Consider the following 16,851-nt stretch of genomic DNA (forward strand, 5'->3'; position numbering starts at 1 on the left):
TGACGTGCCGGGCATTCATCCCGTGTGAACAAGAGGCGCCGTGTTCAGTTTTCGGTCAGCCCTGTCGCTCAGTCCCGCATCAGGGTCGACTTGCCAAACAGGCTTTCCACCAGGTCGACCACCAGCTCGGCAGTCAGGTTGCGCGTGTCAATGACCGGGTTGAGCTCGACGATGTCCAGCGACAGCAGGCGCCCGGTGTCGGCAATCATCTCCATCACCAGTTGCGCCTCGCGGTAATTGGGGCCGCCGGGTACGGTGGTGCCCACGCCCGGCGCAATGCTGGGGTCGAGGAAATCGACGTCGAAGCTGACGTGCAGGTGGGTGTTTTCGTCCACGCCCTCCAGCGCTGCTTCCATGGTCCGCTTCATGCCGTTCTCGTCGATGTAGCGCATGTCATAGACGTCGATGCCGTTGTCCTTGATCAGGCGCTTCTCTTCCGCATCCACCGAGCGGATGCCGATCTGTCGGATGTCACCCGGATCCATGGCCGGATAATCACGTCCCAGCCGGGTCAATGCGTCCGGGCCTATCCCGCACAGGCAGGCGACCGGCATGCCGTGGATATTTCCCGAAGGCGTCACCGCGCTGGTATTGAAATCGGAATGCGCATCCAGCCAGATCACCCGCAGCTGCTTGCCGGTGTCGCGGCAATGCTGGGCTACCGCAGTGATGGCACCCATTCCAAGGCAGTGGTCGCCGCCCAGCATGACCGGCATGCGCCCTGCCGCCAGTTCCGCCGCAGTGGCGTGCATCAGCTCGCGGTTCCAGGCCACTACTTCTTCCAGATGGCGATAACCGTCGACCGGCGCCAGCCAGGGATTGACCGGCCCGGTCAGGTTGCCGCGGTCTGCGACGTCCACGCCACGCGCGGCCAGGGCCTCGCAAAGTCCGGCAATGCGCAGCGCATCGGGACCCATGCGCGCGCCACGGTGGCCGGCACCGATGTCGGTGGGAACCCCGATCAGGGAAACCGGCGGGAAAGCTCGACTCATGTGCACTCTTCATTGACTTCCGGGGGGCGCAAGTCTAGCCGTGATCGGTGCGCGGGCCTGTGGCGCTGCAACAACAAGGGCTTGCGGACTGCTCCTGCAAGTCGATGGCAGCATTTCATGCCTCGCTCACGTATTGATCACGCCCATATCACGGCGACTTCAGAACACTGGAACTGCAGGGAAAAAGCGCCGCCATTCGCCGGAGATTGCCATGGGTAGCATTCGTGACATTCGCTCCACCCCCCAGGATGTCATGCTGGACATCGACGCCGAGCTGCGCCACTGGCGCGCTTCCTACCGCCAGAGCGCATTCCATCGCAGCACGCGTGAGTTCGACGACTACATTCCCACCCTGAAATTCGGCTACGACGTCTACCTGCTGAACTACCGCCATGACCTGGACACTCTGATGTCCAACCTGCGCCAGCGCTATGAGCGCACAGTGCCGGAATGGCAGCGGCTCGACTGGCCGCTCAGCGAGGCCATCGTCCGCGAAACCTGGAAGCGCATGCGCAGCGGCGACTGCTGGCAGCCGGTCACCCACTTACCTGCCACAACACGGGCCCTCGCCAGCGCCTGAGCAGCGTCCACGCGTGTCCAACCATATAACCGGGCGTGACCTTATGCCCGCGTGCCTGTAGCCGCGTGACCAGGGTCGCAGGGTGCGAGCAAGCTACAACCATCCTCGCCAGCGGCCAAAGAAGATCGAACCCACCGCCAACGCGGCCATCAGCACCACCGCCACGGTGAAGCCGACCACGCCGGTCTTGAACAGGGGCGCCTCGAAGTTCATGCCCAAGATTCCACCGATGACGGCAAGAATGCCGATCACCACCGTGGCAAAGGTCAGCACTTTCATTGTTTCGTTGGCCGCAAGCGCGGTCTGGCTGCTGAACAGCTCGAAGCTGCCCACCACCAGGTCGCGGGCATTTTCTACCATGTCCATGGCCCGCTCGTAATGAGTGTCGAGTGCGCGGAAATGGCGGTCGGTGCGCTCGTCCTCTTCAGGCCGGAAGTCGGCCCTGGGCAAGGCGCCGAACACTACCCGGTGGGGGGCCAGCATCCGCCGCAGCCTGGAGGCGGCCTTGCGCAACGCCCGAAGCTCCACCAGGCAGTCCCTGGGGTTGCTGGAGAGGACATCCACCTCCAGTCGCTCCACGCCTGCTTCGAACCGCGAGACGGCTTCGAAGTAGGTGCCCAGCTGCCAGTCGAGCAGCGCGGACACGAAACTGCCCGCGCCGAGCTCCCCGATTCCGCCGCGCGAAGACTGGCGCGCTCGCACTGATTCCAGGAATTCCACCGGATACCGATGCAGGGTGACGACCACGTTGCCAGCCGCGATCATCGTCAGCACCTTGCCGGCAAACTCATAACCCGGCTTGCCGTCCACCGCCACGACCCGCAGCCAGAAGCACTTGCCACAGTTGTCCAGTACCGGGTTGGTCTCGGTCCCAAGGTATCCATCGATGGCGGCGGCGGGCAGTGCCAGGCGTTGGGCCAGGTCCCGCAGCTCCCGCTCGCCCGGGTTCAGCGCGTCGATCCAGAGGAGCTGGCGGTCACCCGGATCCTTGCCCAGGGATGCGCTGGCCAGATCGACCTCGCGGTCCTCGCGGTCCGCGTCGAACAACAGCGCGCTGACATGGGCCACCGGATCCTCGGCAGCGGCCGCTGCTTGCGCTGCGCCCTGCTCCCGGGTTTCGGCATCTGCATCCATAGGGTTCTCTGCGGCGCTGATGCGGGCGTTGGGGCCGGAATGCACGGGACTAAACTCCAGATTGAAGGGCGAATATCGATTCGCCGCCGGCCGATGCAGCATCAAAAGGCAGCCGGCGCTAAGTGGCCGTGAATGCCTCGGCCGTTCCCGCTGCACGCGCACTACGCGTGGACCCACCCCAGGCTGATGCTTCACGCCGGGGCAATGGCGCGCTCCGGACTATCTGGAGCACAAGCCCAACGATGCTTCCCATGCCTGCTTCCGTCTCACCCGAAAACAAGGCCGGCACGCCCGTCACTCCGGAGTTGATGCACAGGCTCGACAGGGCCTTCTTCGAACGTGACCCGGTCGACGTGGCCCCGCAACTGCTCAACAAGGTGCTAGCCAGCGCGGACGGCAGGATGGGCCGTATCGTCGAGGTGGAAGCCTACTGCGGTTCGCGCGATCCGGCGGCGCACTCGTTCCGTGGCAAAACTCGCCGCAATGCCACCATGTTCGGCGCCCCTGGCCATCTCTACGTCTATTTCACCTACGGCATGCATTTCTGCGCCAATGCGGTGTGCTGGGACGACGAGCCCGGAATGGGTGTGCTGATCAGGGCGCTGGAGCCTGTGGCGGGCATCGAGCGGATGCGCGAGGCGCGCGGGGATATCGCTTCGTTGTCGTTGCTTTGCAGTGGCCCGGGCCGCCTGTGCCAGGCACTCGGCATCGACCGAAAACTGGATGGCGCCGACCTTGTCTCGGGCACGCACGGTATCGGCCTGTACGACGACGGGGCGGAACCGCCTGCCGAACCCGCCTCCTCGGAACGCATCGGGATCAGCCGGGCAACCGAGCATGCCTGGCGGTGGTTCGTCGCAGGCAGCCCGCACCTGTCGAGGAAGCCCGGCACCCGCAGATGAGCCTTCCCGCAAGTCCTGACGCGCGACACCCGGCTCACCCACACGCTTCAATGATCCTTGCGCGCAGGCCCCGCGTAGTCCTTCTCCGGGTCGCGTTGCTTGTAGCCCTCGTCTTCAGGCATGTCGCGCGCCTTGCGCGGTGCGGTTTCATTCCGCAATGCGGTCGGAGAACTCATCTCCGAATCGCGCTGCGCCTTGGAACCTGGTTGTTTTTTTCCGGACATCATCCCTACCTCGGTTGGCCAGCACTGCGCTGGCGCTAGGACGCCTTGGTGGCCTTCTTGGCCGCCTTCTTGGCGGCAGGTTTCTTCTTCACCACCGAGGCAACGGACTTGGCCGCAGGCGTGCGCTTCTTGCTTTGCAGGCTCTGCTCCAGCAGGGACATGAAGTCGACCACGTTGGTGGCGGCGTCCTCGCGCTCCGGCGGCTCTTCGAACTTGGTGGTGGCGCCCTTGGACTTGATCCGCTTCTTGATGATGTCGGACAGCCGCGCGCGGAACTCGTCGTGGTATTCCTCCGGTTGCCACTCGGCCGCCATCGAGCCGATGAGCTGCTTGGCCATTTCCATCTCCTTGGGGGAGATGCGGTAGTCGGCGGTCTTGCCTTCGGGAATCTTGTAATCGGCCGGATCCACCAGTTCCTGTGGATAGCGCAGCAGCATCAGGATCAACGCGTCGCCCTCCGGCATCACCGCGCACATGTATTCACGGGTGCGGATCACCACCCGGGCGATGCCCACCTTGTTGGTGGCCTTGAGGGTTTCGCGGAACAGCACATAGCCTTTCTCGGCCTTCTTGCCCGGCACCAGGATGTAGGGCTTCTCGTAGAAGCGCTTGCCGATGCTGTCGGCATCGACGAAGGCCTCGACGTCGACCGATTCATGCGACTCCGGCGCCGCGGCCTGGATGTCTTCCTTTTCGACGACGACGTAACTGCCCTTGTCGTATTCGAAGGCCTTGATGATGTCCTTCCAGGGCACTTCCTCGCCGGTATCGGCGTTGACGCGCTCGAACTTGATCGGTTTCTTGTCGCGCGAATCGAGCATGCGGAAGCTGAGGTCGGTCCTGCGTTCGCCCGACATCAGCGATACCGGGATGTTCAGCAGTCCGAAGGAAAGGGATCCAGTCCAGATGGGTCGTGCCATGTCGGTGTCCGGGTAGCGAAGCGGCGCCGTGCAGCGGCGCGTGTGGAAATCAAAACTAGAGCCGGCGCCGTTACGATCACGTCATTGCTTGCCTGTGCGCGCCTTCTTACGGGCGCCCAGCAGCTTGCCGACCTTGTCCAGGTCCTGCTGCACGTCCTCGATACCGACCCAGGGATGGGCCTTGAGCCGCTTCATGCGCTTGAGCGCCGTGTCGATGTCGAAGGCAGCACCGCTCTTGACCTTGGCCAGCTCTTCCCAGCGCAGGGGCATGGCCACCGGCGCCCCTTCCCGTGCACGCAGCGAAAACGAGGCGACGCTGGTCGCGCCCCGGCCATTGCGCAGGTAATCGACGAAGATCTTGCCGTCGCGGAATTTCTTGGTGGCCGTGGCCACGAACTTCAGTGGCTCCATTGCCGCCATGGTCTCGGCGAAGCCATGCGCAAACGGCTTCACCACGTCCCAGTCGCAGCCCGGGTTCAGGGGCATGACCACGTGCAGGCCCTTGCCTCCGGAAGTGCGCACATAAGAAACCAGCTCTAGGTCTTCCAGCAGTTTCCGGATCTGGCGTGCGGCCGCGACCACCTCGGCCCACGGCACGCCCGGGCCGGGATCCAGGTCGAAGACGATGCGATCGGCGCGATCAGGGTCCTCGGCATGCGAGCCCCAGGGATGGAACTCCAGCGCATTGAACTGGACCATTTCCATCACCGCACGGGCGTCGCGTGCGACCAGGTAATCGGCCTGGTTGCCGGCTTCCTCCTTGAGCTTGACGGCATCGACATGCTCCAGGCCGGCCGTGTGGTGCTTCTGGAAAAAGCACGGGCGATCGGCCCCCTGCGTGCAGCGGATGATCGACAAGGGCCGGTCGATGATCTCCGGCAACAGCCACGGCATGATCGCCTGGTAATAGTCCGCCACCTGCTGCTTGGTGGTGCCACGGTCGGGGAATACCACCCGGCCGGGGCTGGTCAGCTTGAACTGCGTTTCCTCCGTATCCACCACTGATGCCGGGCGCTGCCTGGCAGACCCGCTCGCGGCTTTCTTCGCGGCGGCTGGCCTGGCAGCCGCTTGGGTCGCGACGGCTATCTGCACGGCAGCTTTCGTTGCAGCGGTGCTTTTGGCGGCGACCTTCTTCGTTGCAGCTTTCTTTGTCGGCGCAGGTTTGGCTTGGGTCATGGGCGTGTCCCGGTCGGAGTCGGCAAGGTCGGCAGGGGATTTGTCCGGGCGCAGACCTTTGAGGCTGGGCTGGCGCAGCAGGCCGTGCCCGCCTATGCCCCGATAGAACACTTCCACCACCGCCGCGGGCGCGAACCATTTGGCGCTGCGCAAGTCGGTGTCGTGTGGCGGCACGTGAACGCTCGGTTTGGCCTGCGCGTCTGCAGGCAAGGCGGCGGTGACCTGTCGCAGCAGTTCGTCGGAAAAACCCGAGCCCACCCGGCCTGCATACGACCAGCCATGCACGGGGTCCGGACGCGCCAGCAGCAGTGATCCGAAACCGCTGCGGCTGCCCTTCGGCGCGGTATAGCCGACCACCGCGAACTCGTCGCTGGCCAGGCTCTTGGTCTTGCGCCAGTCGTCGCTGCGGCCCGGATGATAGGCGCGGTCGGCACGCTTGGAGATGATGCCTTCGAAGTGCCGTTCGGCCGCGAGACGGTAGGCATCATCACCGTTGCCCGGAATGTGGGAACTGAAGGAAAGGTGCGCCGGCGGCTTGGCCAGCACCTTGGCCAGCAGCGCCTTGCGCTCGGCCAGCGGCGCGGCGCGCAGGTCCCAGCCCTGCAGATACAACAGGTCGAACAGCACCAGGGTGAGCGAGCCCTGCTTCTCCCCCGACAGCGTGCCCTGCAACAGGTTGAAATCCTGCTTGGTGCCCTGCCCGGCAATCAGCTCGCCATCCAGCGCGGCCTGATCCAGCCCCAATGCTTCCAGGGCGGTGGTTATTTCCGGCACCTTGCCGGTCCATTCGATCGCGTTGCGTGAATACAGCCGGGCCTTTCCCTTCACCACTGTCGAAACGATCCGGTAGCCGTCCCACTTGATCTCATGCAGCCACTGCTCGCCCTGTGGCGGAGCATCGCCAAGCCTGGCCAGCTGCGGCTCGAAGGCATCTGGAGACAGCACCTTTTTCCTGGCACCACTGAGCTTGCCAGCCAAGGCCGCCCAGTCCTTCCTTGCACTGCTGCGAGATACGGCAACCTCGGCGAGTTTCTTCCGCGCAGTCTTGCCCGCACCTGCGCGCTTGAGGTCCTCGGCCGGTGCCGGCGCCACATCGGCCAGCAGGTCATCGGCTTCCAGGCTGCCCGCGTACTCGTCCTTGTCCTTGAACAGCAACCACTGCGGCTGGCGCGCCGGCTTGCCGGAACGCACCAGGTGCCAGCCGCCTTTCAGTTTCTTGCCGAACAGTTCGAAGCGCAGGTGCCCCTTGGCCAGGCCGGCTTCCGGGTCGCCGTCGCTGGCCCATACGCCGGTGTCGAAGGTCGCAACGTGGCCTCCGCCATATTGATCCTTGGGTATCTCACCCTGGAAGCTGGCGTAGTCGACCGGATGATCCTCGACTTCCACGGCCATGCGTTTGACCGCGGGGTCGTAACTCGGGCCCTTGGGCACCGCCCAGCTTTTCAGGGCATCGCCAATCTGCAGGCGGAAGTCGTAATGGCGCCGGCTGGCATGGTGCAGCTGCACGACGAAGATGGCGCGTTTGCCGCGCGGCAGGGCCTTGCCCGGCTCGGGCTCGCGTGTCTTGTCGAAGGCACGTTTGCGACGGTACTCGGTGAGGCTCATGGCGGTACTCCTGGACGCTGCATAGTCATGCTGACGTTGTGAAATCGGTGTTCAAGCCAATGTCCCCACTCGCGCGCAGCCGATCACATTGCAAATCCGTATTCCAGTGGTGCTGCACAACATCGTGAAACAGGAGTTTTCCACACACTCCGATCACTTTCGCTTTACGCCGCCCATGTCAAAAACGATGCAGGTTTTCTTGATCGGCTTGGACAAGTTGATACACGGCGTGGAAGGTTCCTGCTGCTGACCCAACAGGCAGCGCTCCAGCCTTGGCAAGACTCGCTCGACATTCCATCGCCCGCAAGTTCCCCATTCAAGGAGTTCCCATGAAAGCCCTCACCTATCACGGTGCCAAGGACGTCCGCGTAGAGCAGGTACCGGACCCGGTCCTGGTCCAGGATGACGACATCATTATCCGGGTCACGGCCACGGCCATCTGCGGCTCGGACCTGCATCTGTATCGCGGCAAGATGCCGGCCCTCAAGCACGGCGACATCCTGGGACACGAGTTCATGGGCGTGGTCGAGGAGGCCGGTTCCGGTGTCAAGGCAGTGAAGAAAGGAGATCGCGTCGTGATCCCCTTCGTCATCGCCTGCGGCCAGTGCTTCCATTGCCTGCTCGACGAATATTCCGCATGCGAGACCACCAATACCGGCAAGGGCGCTGCGCTGAACCAGAAAGGCATCAAGCCGCCCGCCGCGTTGTTCGGCTACACCCACCTCTATGGCGGCGTGCCCGGCGGTCAGGCCGAATATGTACGCGTACCCAAGGCCAATGTTGGCCCGTTGAAGGTGCCCGACGCATTGAGCGACGAGCAGGTCCTGTTCCTTTCCGACATCCTGCCTACCGGCTACCAGGCGGTCATCAACGCCGGCATCAGCAAGGGATCATCGGTAGCGATCTTCGGTGCCGGCCCGGTCGGGCTGATGTCCGCGGCATGCGCGCGCATGCTGGGTGCCGAGCAGATCTACATGATCGATGAGCTGCAGTACCGCCTGGACTTCGCCAGGGGCGCCTACGGAATCATCCCCATCAACATGAAGGAAGTGGACGACCCGGCGGAGCTGATCATGACCCAGACCAACGGGCGTGGCGTGGACGCCAGCATTGACGCAGTGGGCTTCGAAGCCAAGGGCAGCACCACCGAAACAGTGCTCACCAATCTGAAACTGGAAGGCAGCAGCGGCGCGGCATTGCGGCAATGCATCGCAGCAACCCGCAGATGTGGCACGGTCAGCGTGCCCGGCGTGTATGCCGGCTTCATCCACGGTTTCCTGTTTGGCGATGCCTTCGACAAGGGTCTGACCTTCAAGATGGGACAGACCCATGCCCAGGCGCTGATGCCTGAATTGCTCGAGCATGTCGGCAACGGCCTCATCCAGCCGGAAATCATCATTTCCCATCGCATGAGCCTGGCTGATGCAGCCGAAGGGTATGCCACCTTCGACAAGGCCGAGGACGATTGCCGCAAGGTGGTGCTGACACCGTAGGGGCCTGGCAGGCGGTGGCGTAAAAGATCTTGTGGGAGGGGCTTCAGCCCCGACGCTCTTCGACTGTCCGGGGGAAGCAAGAGCTTCGCGGGTGTTAAAGCGTCGGGGCTGAAGGCCCTCCCACATGGCATCAGGGTCCGCTTCAAAAAAAGGCGACCGGGTGTTCAGGCCGGTCGCCAGTTCACGTTCTTGCTTCGACGTACGATTTACAGCAGCGGCGGGTCGCTTTCGCGGACGAAATGCTTGTGCATCGCCAGGGCCGCGGTGAAATCGGCGACGAAAGACTTCTTCGGCTCGCTCTGCAGCAGCAGTCCGGGATCCTTGTCATCGTGCAGCACCCCGGCGCCTTCCACGAAGGCCACCGCCTCGCCCAGTGCCAGGATCGTCTTGCAATGACGGAACTGGTCCTTGACGAATTCACCCGCGCGCCCGTCGCGCGCCCACAGTTTCGCGGTGCCCTCGCCATCGGGAATGGCCACGGCATCGAACAGCACCGAGGGCTCGTTCTCGAATGACGCATCGGCATCCACCGTGCTGCCATCGGACGCGGTGAACGGGCCGACCCGCGGGCCGACCAGCCTGCCCACTGCGCCGCCGTCGAACAGGGCTTTCTGCAGGGCGGCCACCTGGTCGCCGTCGACGCCATCGCCAACGAAAATCGCGACCTTGCGGGTGGCGATACCGCCCGCGCCGGGACGCGCGGTCATCGACAGGGTCGGAGACTTGTCCACTTCGGCCTTGGGCGGCTTGGCCAGCACGCGCGGCATGGCCTCGGGCAACGCCATGCCCAGGCCCTCGGCCACCTGCGCGGCCAGATCCTCCGATGCATTGCGCAGCATCGACACCACGCGCTCGCGGATCGCCGGCACCGTCAGTTTCGAAAGTTCGAAACGGAAAGCGGCGGCGATATGCGCCTGTTCCACCGGCGTCTGGCTGTTGAAGAACAGGGCCGCCTGGTTGAAATGCTCGGCGAACTTCTCCGGCTTGCCGCGCACCTCGTCCTGCTCGACCGGCTCGGGGAACGAAACGAACCCGGCACCGCCGGCCTGGAACGGGCAGCCGCCGCCCAGTGAGTTGGGTTCATAGGACACGCGGCCGCGGTGGATGGCCTGGCGATGCATGCCATCGCGCTGGTTGTTGTGCACCTGCGCCACGGGCGCATTGATCGGGAGCTCGTGGAAATTGGGCCCGCCCAGTCGCGAGATCTGGGTGTCGACGTAGGAGTGGATGCGCCCAGCCAGCAGCGGATCATTGGTGAAATCGATGCCGGGAATGACATGTGCGGTGCAGAAGGCCACCTGCTCGGTCTCGGCGAAGAAGTTGTCCGGATTGCGGTTCAACACCATGCGGCCCAGCGGCTGCACCGGCACCAGTTCCTCAGGGATCAGCTTGGTCGCGTCCAGCACATCGAACGAGAAGCGCTCGGCATCTTCTTCCGAGAACACCTGCACGCCCAGCTCCCACTCGGGATAGGCGCCGGCTTCGATCGCTTCCCACAGGTCGCGACGGTGGTAATCGGGATCGCAGCCGGAGATCTTGACCGCCTCGTCCCATAGCAGGGCATGGGTGCCCAGCAGCGGCGTCCAGTGGAATTTCACGAAAGACGATTGCCCGGCCTCGTTGACGAAGCGGAAGGTGTGCACGCCGAAGCCCTGCATCATCCGGTAGCTGCGGGGGATGGCGCGGTCGGACATCTGCCACATCAGCATGTGGGTGGATTCGGGCATCAACGACACGAAGTCCCAGAAGGTGTCGTGCGCCGAAGCAGCCTGCGGCATGGCATGGTGCGGCTCGGGCTTGACCGCATGCACCAGGTCGGGGAATTTCATCGCGTCCTGGATGAAGAACACCGGCATGTTGTTGCCGACCAGGTCCCAGTTGCCTTCATCGGTGTAGAACTTCACCGCGAAGCCGCGCACGTCACGTGCGGTGTCCTTGCTGCCACGCTCGCCGGCCACCGTGGAGAAGCGCACGAACACGGGCGTGATCTTGCCTGCCTCCTGGAACGGCGCCGCGCGGGTCAGCTTGCTCTGTGGCTTGTAGGACTCGAAGAACCCGTGCGCACCCGAACCGCGCGCATGCACGATGCGCTCGGGAATGCGCTCATGGTCGAAGTGGGTGATCTTTTCGCGAAGGATGAAGTCCTTCAGCAGCGCCGGTCCGCGCAAGCCGGCCTTCAGCGAGTTCTGGTTGTCGGCAACCGGCACGCCCTGGTTGGTGGTCAGGCGCTGGCCGCTGCTGTCCACGCGCACGCGATCCAGCGAGCCCACGGTGGTGTTGGTGCCCTCGGGTGCCTGGGTACCGGTTTTCTCAGAGGTATTCGTTTCGGCCAGCGTGCTGCCAGTGACCAGCGCAGACGGCGGAATGACCTGCGCGCCTTCCGGCGGCTGGGTGGCGTTGGCGCGGCCGTACTCGGCAGCCTTGTTCTCGTTGAATGGCATTGCCGCGGCAGTGGCGTCCACGTCAGCCGAACGCTCCGCTGGCAGGTCACCGCTGCCGGCCGGAGGTGCTTTGGATGAGGCGCTGTCGCTGTTGCGGGCAGCAGAGGCGCCCGCGACTTTCTTCTTTGCCGGTGCGCCGGTCTTGCGGGAGCTGGCCATGGTCGGATCCTGAGGGAAGGTGGGAGTTGCACACCCTAACCATTGGTCGTTAGGTTCATGTGGAGCCAGCTAGTGCGATGGCGAGGCTTTTTTTACGGACGCCTCTTCGCCGCAAGGTAACGATTGGCTGGCAATACTCCATGCCTCTGAACAGGGTTCTGCAATGCAGAAGCGCCAAGTGAAAGTGGGATGCGCCGGCTGGTCGATACCGGCCGCGCATGCGCACCTGTTCGGTCCGGGCGACAGCATGCTGGCGCGCTATGCCACCCGGTTTTCCATAGTTGAAATCAATTCCTCGTTCTACCGGCCGCACCAGACCAAGACCTACGAGCGCTGGGCCGCAGCCGTGTCACGCGGCTTCCGCTTTTCCGTCAAGGTGCCGCAAACGATTTCCCACGAGCTGGCATTGCGTGGTGCCGGACCGGTCCTGGATCGCTTCCTGCCCCAGGCCGAAGGGCTGGGCCAGAAACTTGGCGGCTTCCTGCTGCAACTTCCGCCCAGCCTGACCCTGGATGCACGCGTGGCCTCCACTTTCTTCAGGAGTTTCCGCAGCCGCAGCGAGGCCGGACTGGTCTGCGAGCCGCGCCACGCAAGCTGGTTCACGGCCAGGGCGGATGAGCTGTTCAAGCGCTTCGGTGTCAGCCGGATAGCGGCCGACCCGGCACGCGTGCCGGAAGCCGCGCTTCCAGGCGCGGAGCCGGGCTGGCCGTACTGGCGCTGGCATGGCTCCCCGCGCATGTACTACAGCGACTATACGCAGCCGGCACTGGCCGAGCTGGCATCACAGGTCGATCTCTACCGGAAGCGCCCTACTTCGCCCTGGGTAATCTTCGACAACACCACCCATGGCTTCGCCGCGGCCAACGCGGCCGCATTGCAGGACCTTTTCAGACCAGGTGCCGCCAAGCCCGCTGCGAAGAAGCGTACGCATGCCTGAGGGTCCATCGATCGTCATCCTGCGCGAGGCCACGACGAAGTTCCGTGGCCGGACCGTGCGCGAAGTGATCGGCAACAGCAGCCTGGACCTGGGACGTATGAAAGGCAGGCGGGTGGTGGCCCTGCGCAGCTGGGGCAAGCATTTCCTGATCGAGTTCCGCGGCTTCAGCCTTCGCGTGCACATGCTGATGTTCGGAACCTACCGTATCGACGAGCGCAAGCCGGTGCCGCCGCGCATGTCGCTCAAGTTCGACAATGGCGAGCTCAATTTCTATTCGTCCTCCTTGAAATACATCGAAGGAGCGCTGGACGACACCTATGACTGGCGCGGGGACGTGCTGGATCCAGGCTGGGACCCGAAGCTTGCCCGCAGGAAGCTCAAGCTGCGACCGTCGCTGCTGGTCTGCGATGCGCTGCTGGACCAGGATGTGTTTGCCGGGGTGGGCAACATCATCAAGAACGAGGTGCTGTTCCGCATCCGTCTCCATCCCGAATCGAAGATCGGCGACCTGCCGCCGCGCAAACTCGGTGAGCTGATAGCCCAGGCCCGGCAATACAGCTTTGATTTCCTGGAATGGAAGAAGCAGTTCGTGCTCAAGAAGCATTGGCTGGTGCACACCAAGCGCACCTGCCCGGAGTGTGGCGGGGCGATCACCAAACAATACCTGGGGACTACGAACCGCCGCACCTTCTTCTGCGGGCATTGCCAGCTGCGCTATTAGCGCAGCTGGCTGCCGACCGGGTCGAATCAGCCGGCCTTGCGCTTCTGATAGCCGCGCGTCTGGTCACCCTTGTCGCCCTGCCCCGCCTTGACGGTTGTCTTGGCCGCCTTGCGCACATCCTGGGACAGCGATCGACCGAGGTCATCGCTCTCGGCAATACGCCCTTTCTCGTCGCGCCGGATCAGGCGCTTGTCGCCATTGGGCGCAATCAGTTCGCGCTTGGCGACAGTGGACTTTCCGGCGGTTGCGGCTTTGCTGGTCTTGCTGGTTGCCATGGAATATCTCCTCATCGGGACGGCGGAGGTTTTCCTCCGCTGGGAATGGAGTTACAGCATGTCCTCTCGCGTCTGCTCGGCACGCGCGGCGCCGATGGCGGTTTCAACCTGCTTGACTTCCTCCGGCGGCGGCAGCACGGCCGGCAGGCCCAGGCTCTGGATCCAGAGTTCCCGGCACCAGCCCCTGGTGTGATAGAGGTGGTGGTCTTCGTCGTCTTCCACTTCGTCGTAAGCCGCCTTCAGCACCGTGGCCAGCTTGTCATCCGCCGCTTCGGCCACCTTGCCGATCAGCTCCCAGTTGCTGTGATCCTTGGTTTCGGCCAGCACCACGCACTCGCATGCCACCAGTTCGGCGGCGGCCGGTTTTGCGTTGGCGATCGCCATCTCGATGGCCTCGACCAGGGCCGCGCCGTTGTGCGCGCACACTTGCCTGCCGGGACTGGTTTCCTCGGTGTCCATTCCCAGTTCGGCAAAGACCTGGGTCAGCACTTCCTCATGGTGCACCGTCTCCCGCAGGTACCCTTCGAACTCCTTGCGCAGGTCCGGGTTGACAGCAGCCTTGATGGCCGCGGTATAGATCTTGATGCCGCCGCGCTCGGTCTCCAAGGCCTGCAACAGCAGTTCCTTTACACCGGCACTGTCGTAATTCTTGCTTGCCATGCGTGGATCCTCTTCAGGGGTGGGGCGCATAGTTATCGACCTTTGCTGCTAAAGCAGCGTGAAGCGGATTTTTTCACGGACACTTACTTTCAGGCTTCCAAGCTCTGCGCCCCCACGGAGCGCAGAACATGTCCAGCCAGCCCAGCGACGCCCCCGGCGACAGCTTCTTCAAACGCAACGGTCTGTCGATCGTGGTCCTGGCCCTGATGGCGGTGTTCCTGGTCGGGCAGATCATCTCCGGTCGACTGGTCTACAACGCCGAGCTTGCCGAACTGGGCGCGCCCGGCCTGTCGCTGGGCGCCTACCTGACCAGCGGTCATTTTGTCGCTGCGACGTTTGAAAACTGGGAGAGCGAATTCCTGCAGATGGGGATGTACGTGCTGCTGAGCGTGTCGCTGCGCCAGAAGGGTTCGGCCGAATCGAGGCCGCTGGACCCGGCCGAAGAACAGGATTCGGTACAGCCCGGGCCGGTTCCCTGGCCGGTCAGGGCCGGTGGCTTGTGGCTCAGGCTGTACGAGCACTCGCTGGCGCTGGCTTTCAGCGCGCTGTTCCTGCTGTCCTTCGTCTTCCACCTCAATGGCAGCTGGCGTCGCGAAACAATCACGCGCCAGCTCGAGGGCGAGGGACCGATCAGCCTGGCCGGATTCCTGGGCAGTTCGGAGTTCTGGTTCGAGTCCTTCCAGAACTGGCAAAGCGAATTCCTTGCGGTCGGCTCGCTGGTCATCCTCAGCATCTGGTTGCGGCAGAAGGATTCACCCCAGTCCAAGCCCTTGCGCGCGCCACACTCCCAGACCGGCAGCTGATCAGGAATTCCATGAAGCCGAATCGTTTCCTGCTGCTTGCGTTGTCGGCACTCGTCCTGGGCGGGTCCCGCAAACCACGCCCAAACACTCCGCCACTACGTATCCGTCGCTGATCCTGTTGGCCCACGGCGGGACAGCCTCCGCAGGGACGCCTGTTCAGAGTGGATTGCGTTCCTCTTTCCTGGCGGCCGTGCGATCGCGACGCATCGAACTGATGACCAGGGTCATGCCCAGCACGAAGGCGGCGATGAACAGGACCAGGGCGATGGCGGGATAGCCGAACAGCCGGGCCGCGGTATCCACCCGCATCATCAACGCCGATGCCAGGATCAGCGCGGCGGTGATGATGCCGGCCGAGATGCGATTGGCGATCTTCTGCAGGTTCTCGATCAGACGCGAGTCCTCCAGGCCCGCCACGCGGATCTGCAGCTTGTTCTCGGCCAGGATGGCCAGCGTGTCCGATACGCGGCGCGGGGCATCGCGCACCAGCTCCTGGATCTCGATGGCTTCACTGGCCAGGTTGGCCGAAGACAGCGACTTGCGCAGCCGTCCCTTCATCACGTCCTGCAGGTGTCCCTCCATCACGTCCTTGACGTCTATGCCGGGCGACAACGCCTGGCACACGGCGTCGAGGTTGAGCAGGGTCTTGCCCAGCAGGGTCAGTTCGGGTGGCGTACGCAGGCCGCAGTCGGTGGCGATGGCCACCACGTCCAGCATGGTCTTGCCTTCCGAACGCGATTCCGAATGGGCCGCGTAGAGGGCGACGACGCGGCCGATCTCGCGCGTGTAGCGCTCCTCGTCGTAATCCTCCAGCCGCGTGCTCATGGCGATGGTTTCCTGGGCCACCTGCTCACCGCGGCCATCGACCGCGGCGAACACCAGCTTCAGCAGCCGGTCGCGCAGCCGCGGCGCCAGGTGCGCCATCATTCCCAGGTCGAAGATCGCCAGCCTTCCGTCATCGGTCAGGCGCATGTTGCCGGGGTGCGGATCGGCGTGGATTTCGCCATGCACGAAGAACTGGTCCAGGTAGCCCTTCATCAGGGCAACGGCGATGGGCTGCAGGTCCAGCTCGGTCCTGCGCACGCCGGGAATCTGGTCCACGCGCACGCCATTGACCAGCTCCATGGTCAGCACGCGCGGCCTGGTGTAATCCCACACCGGTTGCGGTACCCGCAGCTCGGGATAGTCCTGCAGGTGCTCGGCGAAGCGGGCCAGGTTCTCGGCCTCGGCCACGTAGTCCAGTTCAGCCATCAGCGCCTTGCGGAATTCCTCCAGCCAGTCGCTGAAACGCACGCGTCGACCCATGTCGGTGAAGCTGTCCGCCGCCGACGCAAAGCCGGCCAGTGCCTCCAGGTCGGCGCGCATGCGGGGGCCGATCCCGGGGCGCTGCACCTTGACCGCGACCTCGCGCCCGTCGTGCAGAACGGCGCGATGCACCTGCGCAATCGATGCCGAGCCGATGGGCTGGGAGTCGAAGCTCTGGAACAGCTTGTTGATCCGCACGCCGAACTCGGCTTCGATCTGCGCTTCGATTTCGTCCAGCGGCACCGGCGCGACCTGCTCCTGCATGCGCTCCAGCGCGCGTGCGTATTCGGGCGCGATCATGTCCGGACGCGTCGACATCATCTGTCCCAGCTTGACGAAGGTCGGCCCCAGTGCCTCCAGGTCGCTGGCGAATGCCTGCGGGCCGGTATCGTCGCCGTCAGGCGTCGCCTGCTCCAGTTCCTGCGTCGATGCCTGGCCGCCGAACACGCCCAGCGAGCGATAGCGCCAGGCCAGTTTCGCAATCTGCGCGCGCAGTCCAAATCCACTCTGTTCGGTCACCACAA

General features: G+C 64.0%; 15 protein-coding genes. 6 read left to right on the forward strand and 9 right to left on the reverse strand.

Translation table 11 applies throughout. The annotated features are described in order from the left end of the window. Positions 1-68: 68 nt before the first annotated feature. The gene (gene rocF, locus DT603_RS06075; RefSeq protein WP_162348969.1) at positions 69-992 is read right to left on the reverse strand and encodes an arginase; all 924 of its coding nucleotides are present in this window, start codon (positions 990-992) and stop codon (positions 69-71) included. 211 nt (positions 993-1,203) lie between these two features. On the opposite strand from rocF, the gene DT603_RS06080 reads away from it, so the two are divergent. Further along, positions 1,204-1,572 carry a hypothetical protein gene (locus tag DT603_RS06080; protein ID WP_162348970.1) on the forward strand — a complete coding sequence of 123 codons (369 nt, stop codon included), beginning with the start codon at positions 1,204-1,206 and terminating at the stop codon, positions 1,570-1,572. A 93-nt stretch (positions 1,573-1,665) separates the two neighbouring features. On the opposite strand, the gene DT603_RS06085 is transcribed toward DT603_RS06080, so the two are convergent. Continuing rightward, on the reverse strand, positions 1,666-2,751 hold the full coding sequence (locus DT603_RS06085; RefSeq protein WP_162348971.1) for a CorA family divalent cation transporter: 1,086 nt from the start codon (positions 2,749-2,751) through the stop codon (positions 1,666-1,668). Between the two features lie 263 nt (positions 2,752-3,014). On the opposite strand from DT603_RS06085, the gene DT603_RS06090 reads away from it, so the two are divergent. Continuing rightward, positions 3,015-3,608: a DNA-3-methyladenine glycosylase gene (locus tag DT603_RS06090; RefSeq protein WP_162349124.1), complete on the forward strand. Its 594-nt coding sequence runs from the start codon at positions 3,015-3,017 to the stop codon at positions 3,606-3,608. Between the two features lie 47 nt (positions 3,609-3,655). On the opposite strand, the gene DT603_RS16200 is transcribed toward DT603_RS06090, so the two are convergent. The 3 genes from DT603_RS16200 to ligD form a co-directional block, all read right to left on the reverse strand. After that, entirely contained in the window at positions 3,656-3,784 is a 129-nt protein-coding gene (locus tag DT603_RS16200; RefSeq protein WP_281350901.1) for a hypothetical protein, read from the reverse strand. 83 nt (positions 3,785-3,867) lie between these two features. After that, positions 3,868-4,752 (reverse strand): non-homologous end joining protein Ku, encoded by an 885-nt coding sequence (gene ku / locus DT603_RS06095; protein WP_162348972.1) that lies wholly within the window; start codon positions 4,750-4,752, stop codon positions 3,868-3,870. Positions 4,753-4,833: 81 nt separating this feature from the next. Continuing rightward, a complete protein-coding gene (gene ligD / locus DT603_RS06100; RefSeq protein ID WP_162348973.1) occupies positions 4,834-7,533 on the reverse strand; it encodes a DNA ligase D in 2,700 nt (899 codons plus the stop codon). Positions 7,534-7,862: 329 nt separating this feature from the next. On the opposite strand from ligD, the gene DT603_RS06105 reads away from it, so the two are divergent. Further along, on the forward strand, positions 7,863-9,026 hold the full coding sequence (locus DT603_RS06105; protein ID WP_162348974.1) for a zinc-dependent alcohol dehydrogenase: 1,164 nt from the start codon (positions 7,863-7,865) through the stop codon (positions 9,024-9,026). A gap of 206 nt (positions 9,027-9,232) precedes the next feature. Here DT603_RS06105 and DT603_RS06110 read toward each other — a convergent pair whose 3' ends face one another. Continuing rightward, on the reverse strand, positions 9,233-11,467 hold the full coding sequence (locus DT603_RS06110; protein WP_211368325.1) for a catalase: 2,235 nt from the start codon (positions 11,465-11,467) through the stop codon (positions 9,233-9,235). Positions 11,468-11,789: 322 nt separating this feature from the next. On the opposite strand from DT603_RS06110, the gene DT603_RS06115 reads away from it, so the two are divergent. Continuing rightward, on the forward strand, positions 11,790-12,563 hold the full coding sequence (locus tag DT603_RS06115) for a DUF72 domain-containing protein (RefSeq protein ID WP_162348976.1): 774 nt from the start codon (positions 11,790-11,792) through the stop codon (positions 12,561-12,563). Beyond that, positions 12,556-13,284, forward strand: coding sequence for a DNA-formamidopyrimidine glycosylase family protein (locus DT603_RS06120; protein ID WP_162348977.1), 729 nt, complete (start codon positions 12,556-12,558; stop codon positions 13,282-13,284). Before DT603_RS06115 ends, DT603_RS06120 begins: the two co-directional genes overlap by 8 nt. Before the next feature lie 26 nt (positions 13,285-13,310). On the opposite strand, the gene DT603_RS06125 is transcribed toward DT603_RS06120, so the two are convergent. Next, positions 13,311-13,559: a hypothetical protein gene (locus DT603_RS06125; protein WP_162348978.1), complete on the reverse strand. Its 249-nt coding sequence runs from the start codon at positions 13,557-13,559 to the stop codon at positions 13,311-13,313. Between the two features lie 51 nt (positions 13,560-13,610). Beyond that, entirely contained in the window at positions 13,611-14,219 is a 609-nt protein-coding gene (locus DT603_RS06130) for a spore coat protein (protein WP_162348979.1), read from the reverse strand. Between the two features lie 128 nt (positions 14,220-14,347). Here DT603_RS06130 and DT603_RS06135 point away from each other — a divergent pair, with 128 nt between their 5' ends. After that, positions 14,348-15,022: a DUF6766 family protein gene (locus tag DT603_RS06135; RefSeq protein WP_162348980.1), complete on the forward strand. Its 675-nt coding sequence runs from the start codon at positions 14,348-14,350 to the stop codon at positions 15,020-15,022. 156 nt (positions 15,023-15,178) lie between these two features. On the opposite strand, the gene DT603_RS06140 is transcribed toward DT603_RS06135, so the two are convergent. Further along, positions 15,179-16,846: an ABC1 kinase family protein gene (locus DT603_RS06140; RefSeq protein ID WP_343037725.1), complete on the reverse strand. Its 1,668-nt coding sequence runs from the start codon at positions 16,844-16,846 to the stop codon at positions 15,179-15,181. Between the last annotated feature and the right edge of the window lie 5 nt (positions 16,847-16,851).

Source organism: Pseudoxanthomonas gei (genome assembly GCF_010119615.1).
Taxonomy (GTDB): Bacteria; Pseudomonadota; Gammaproteobacteria; order Xanthomonadales; family Xanthomonadaceae; genus Pseudoxanthomonas_A; species Pseudoxanthomonas_A gei.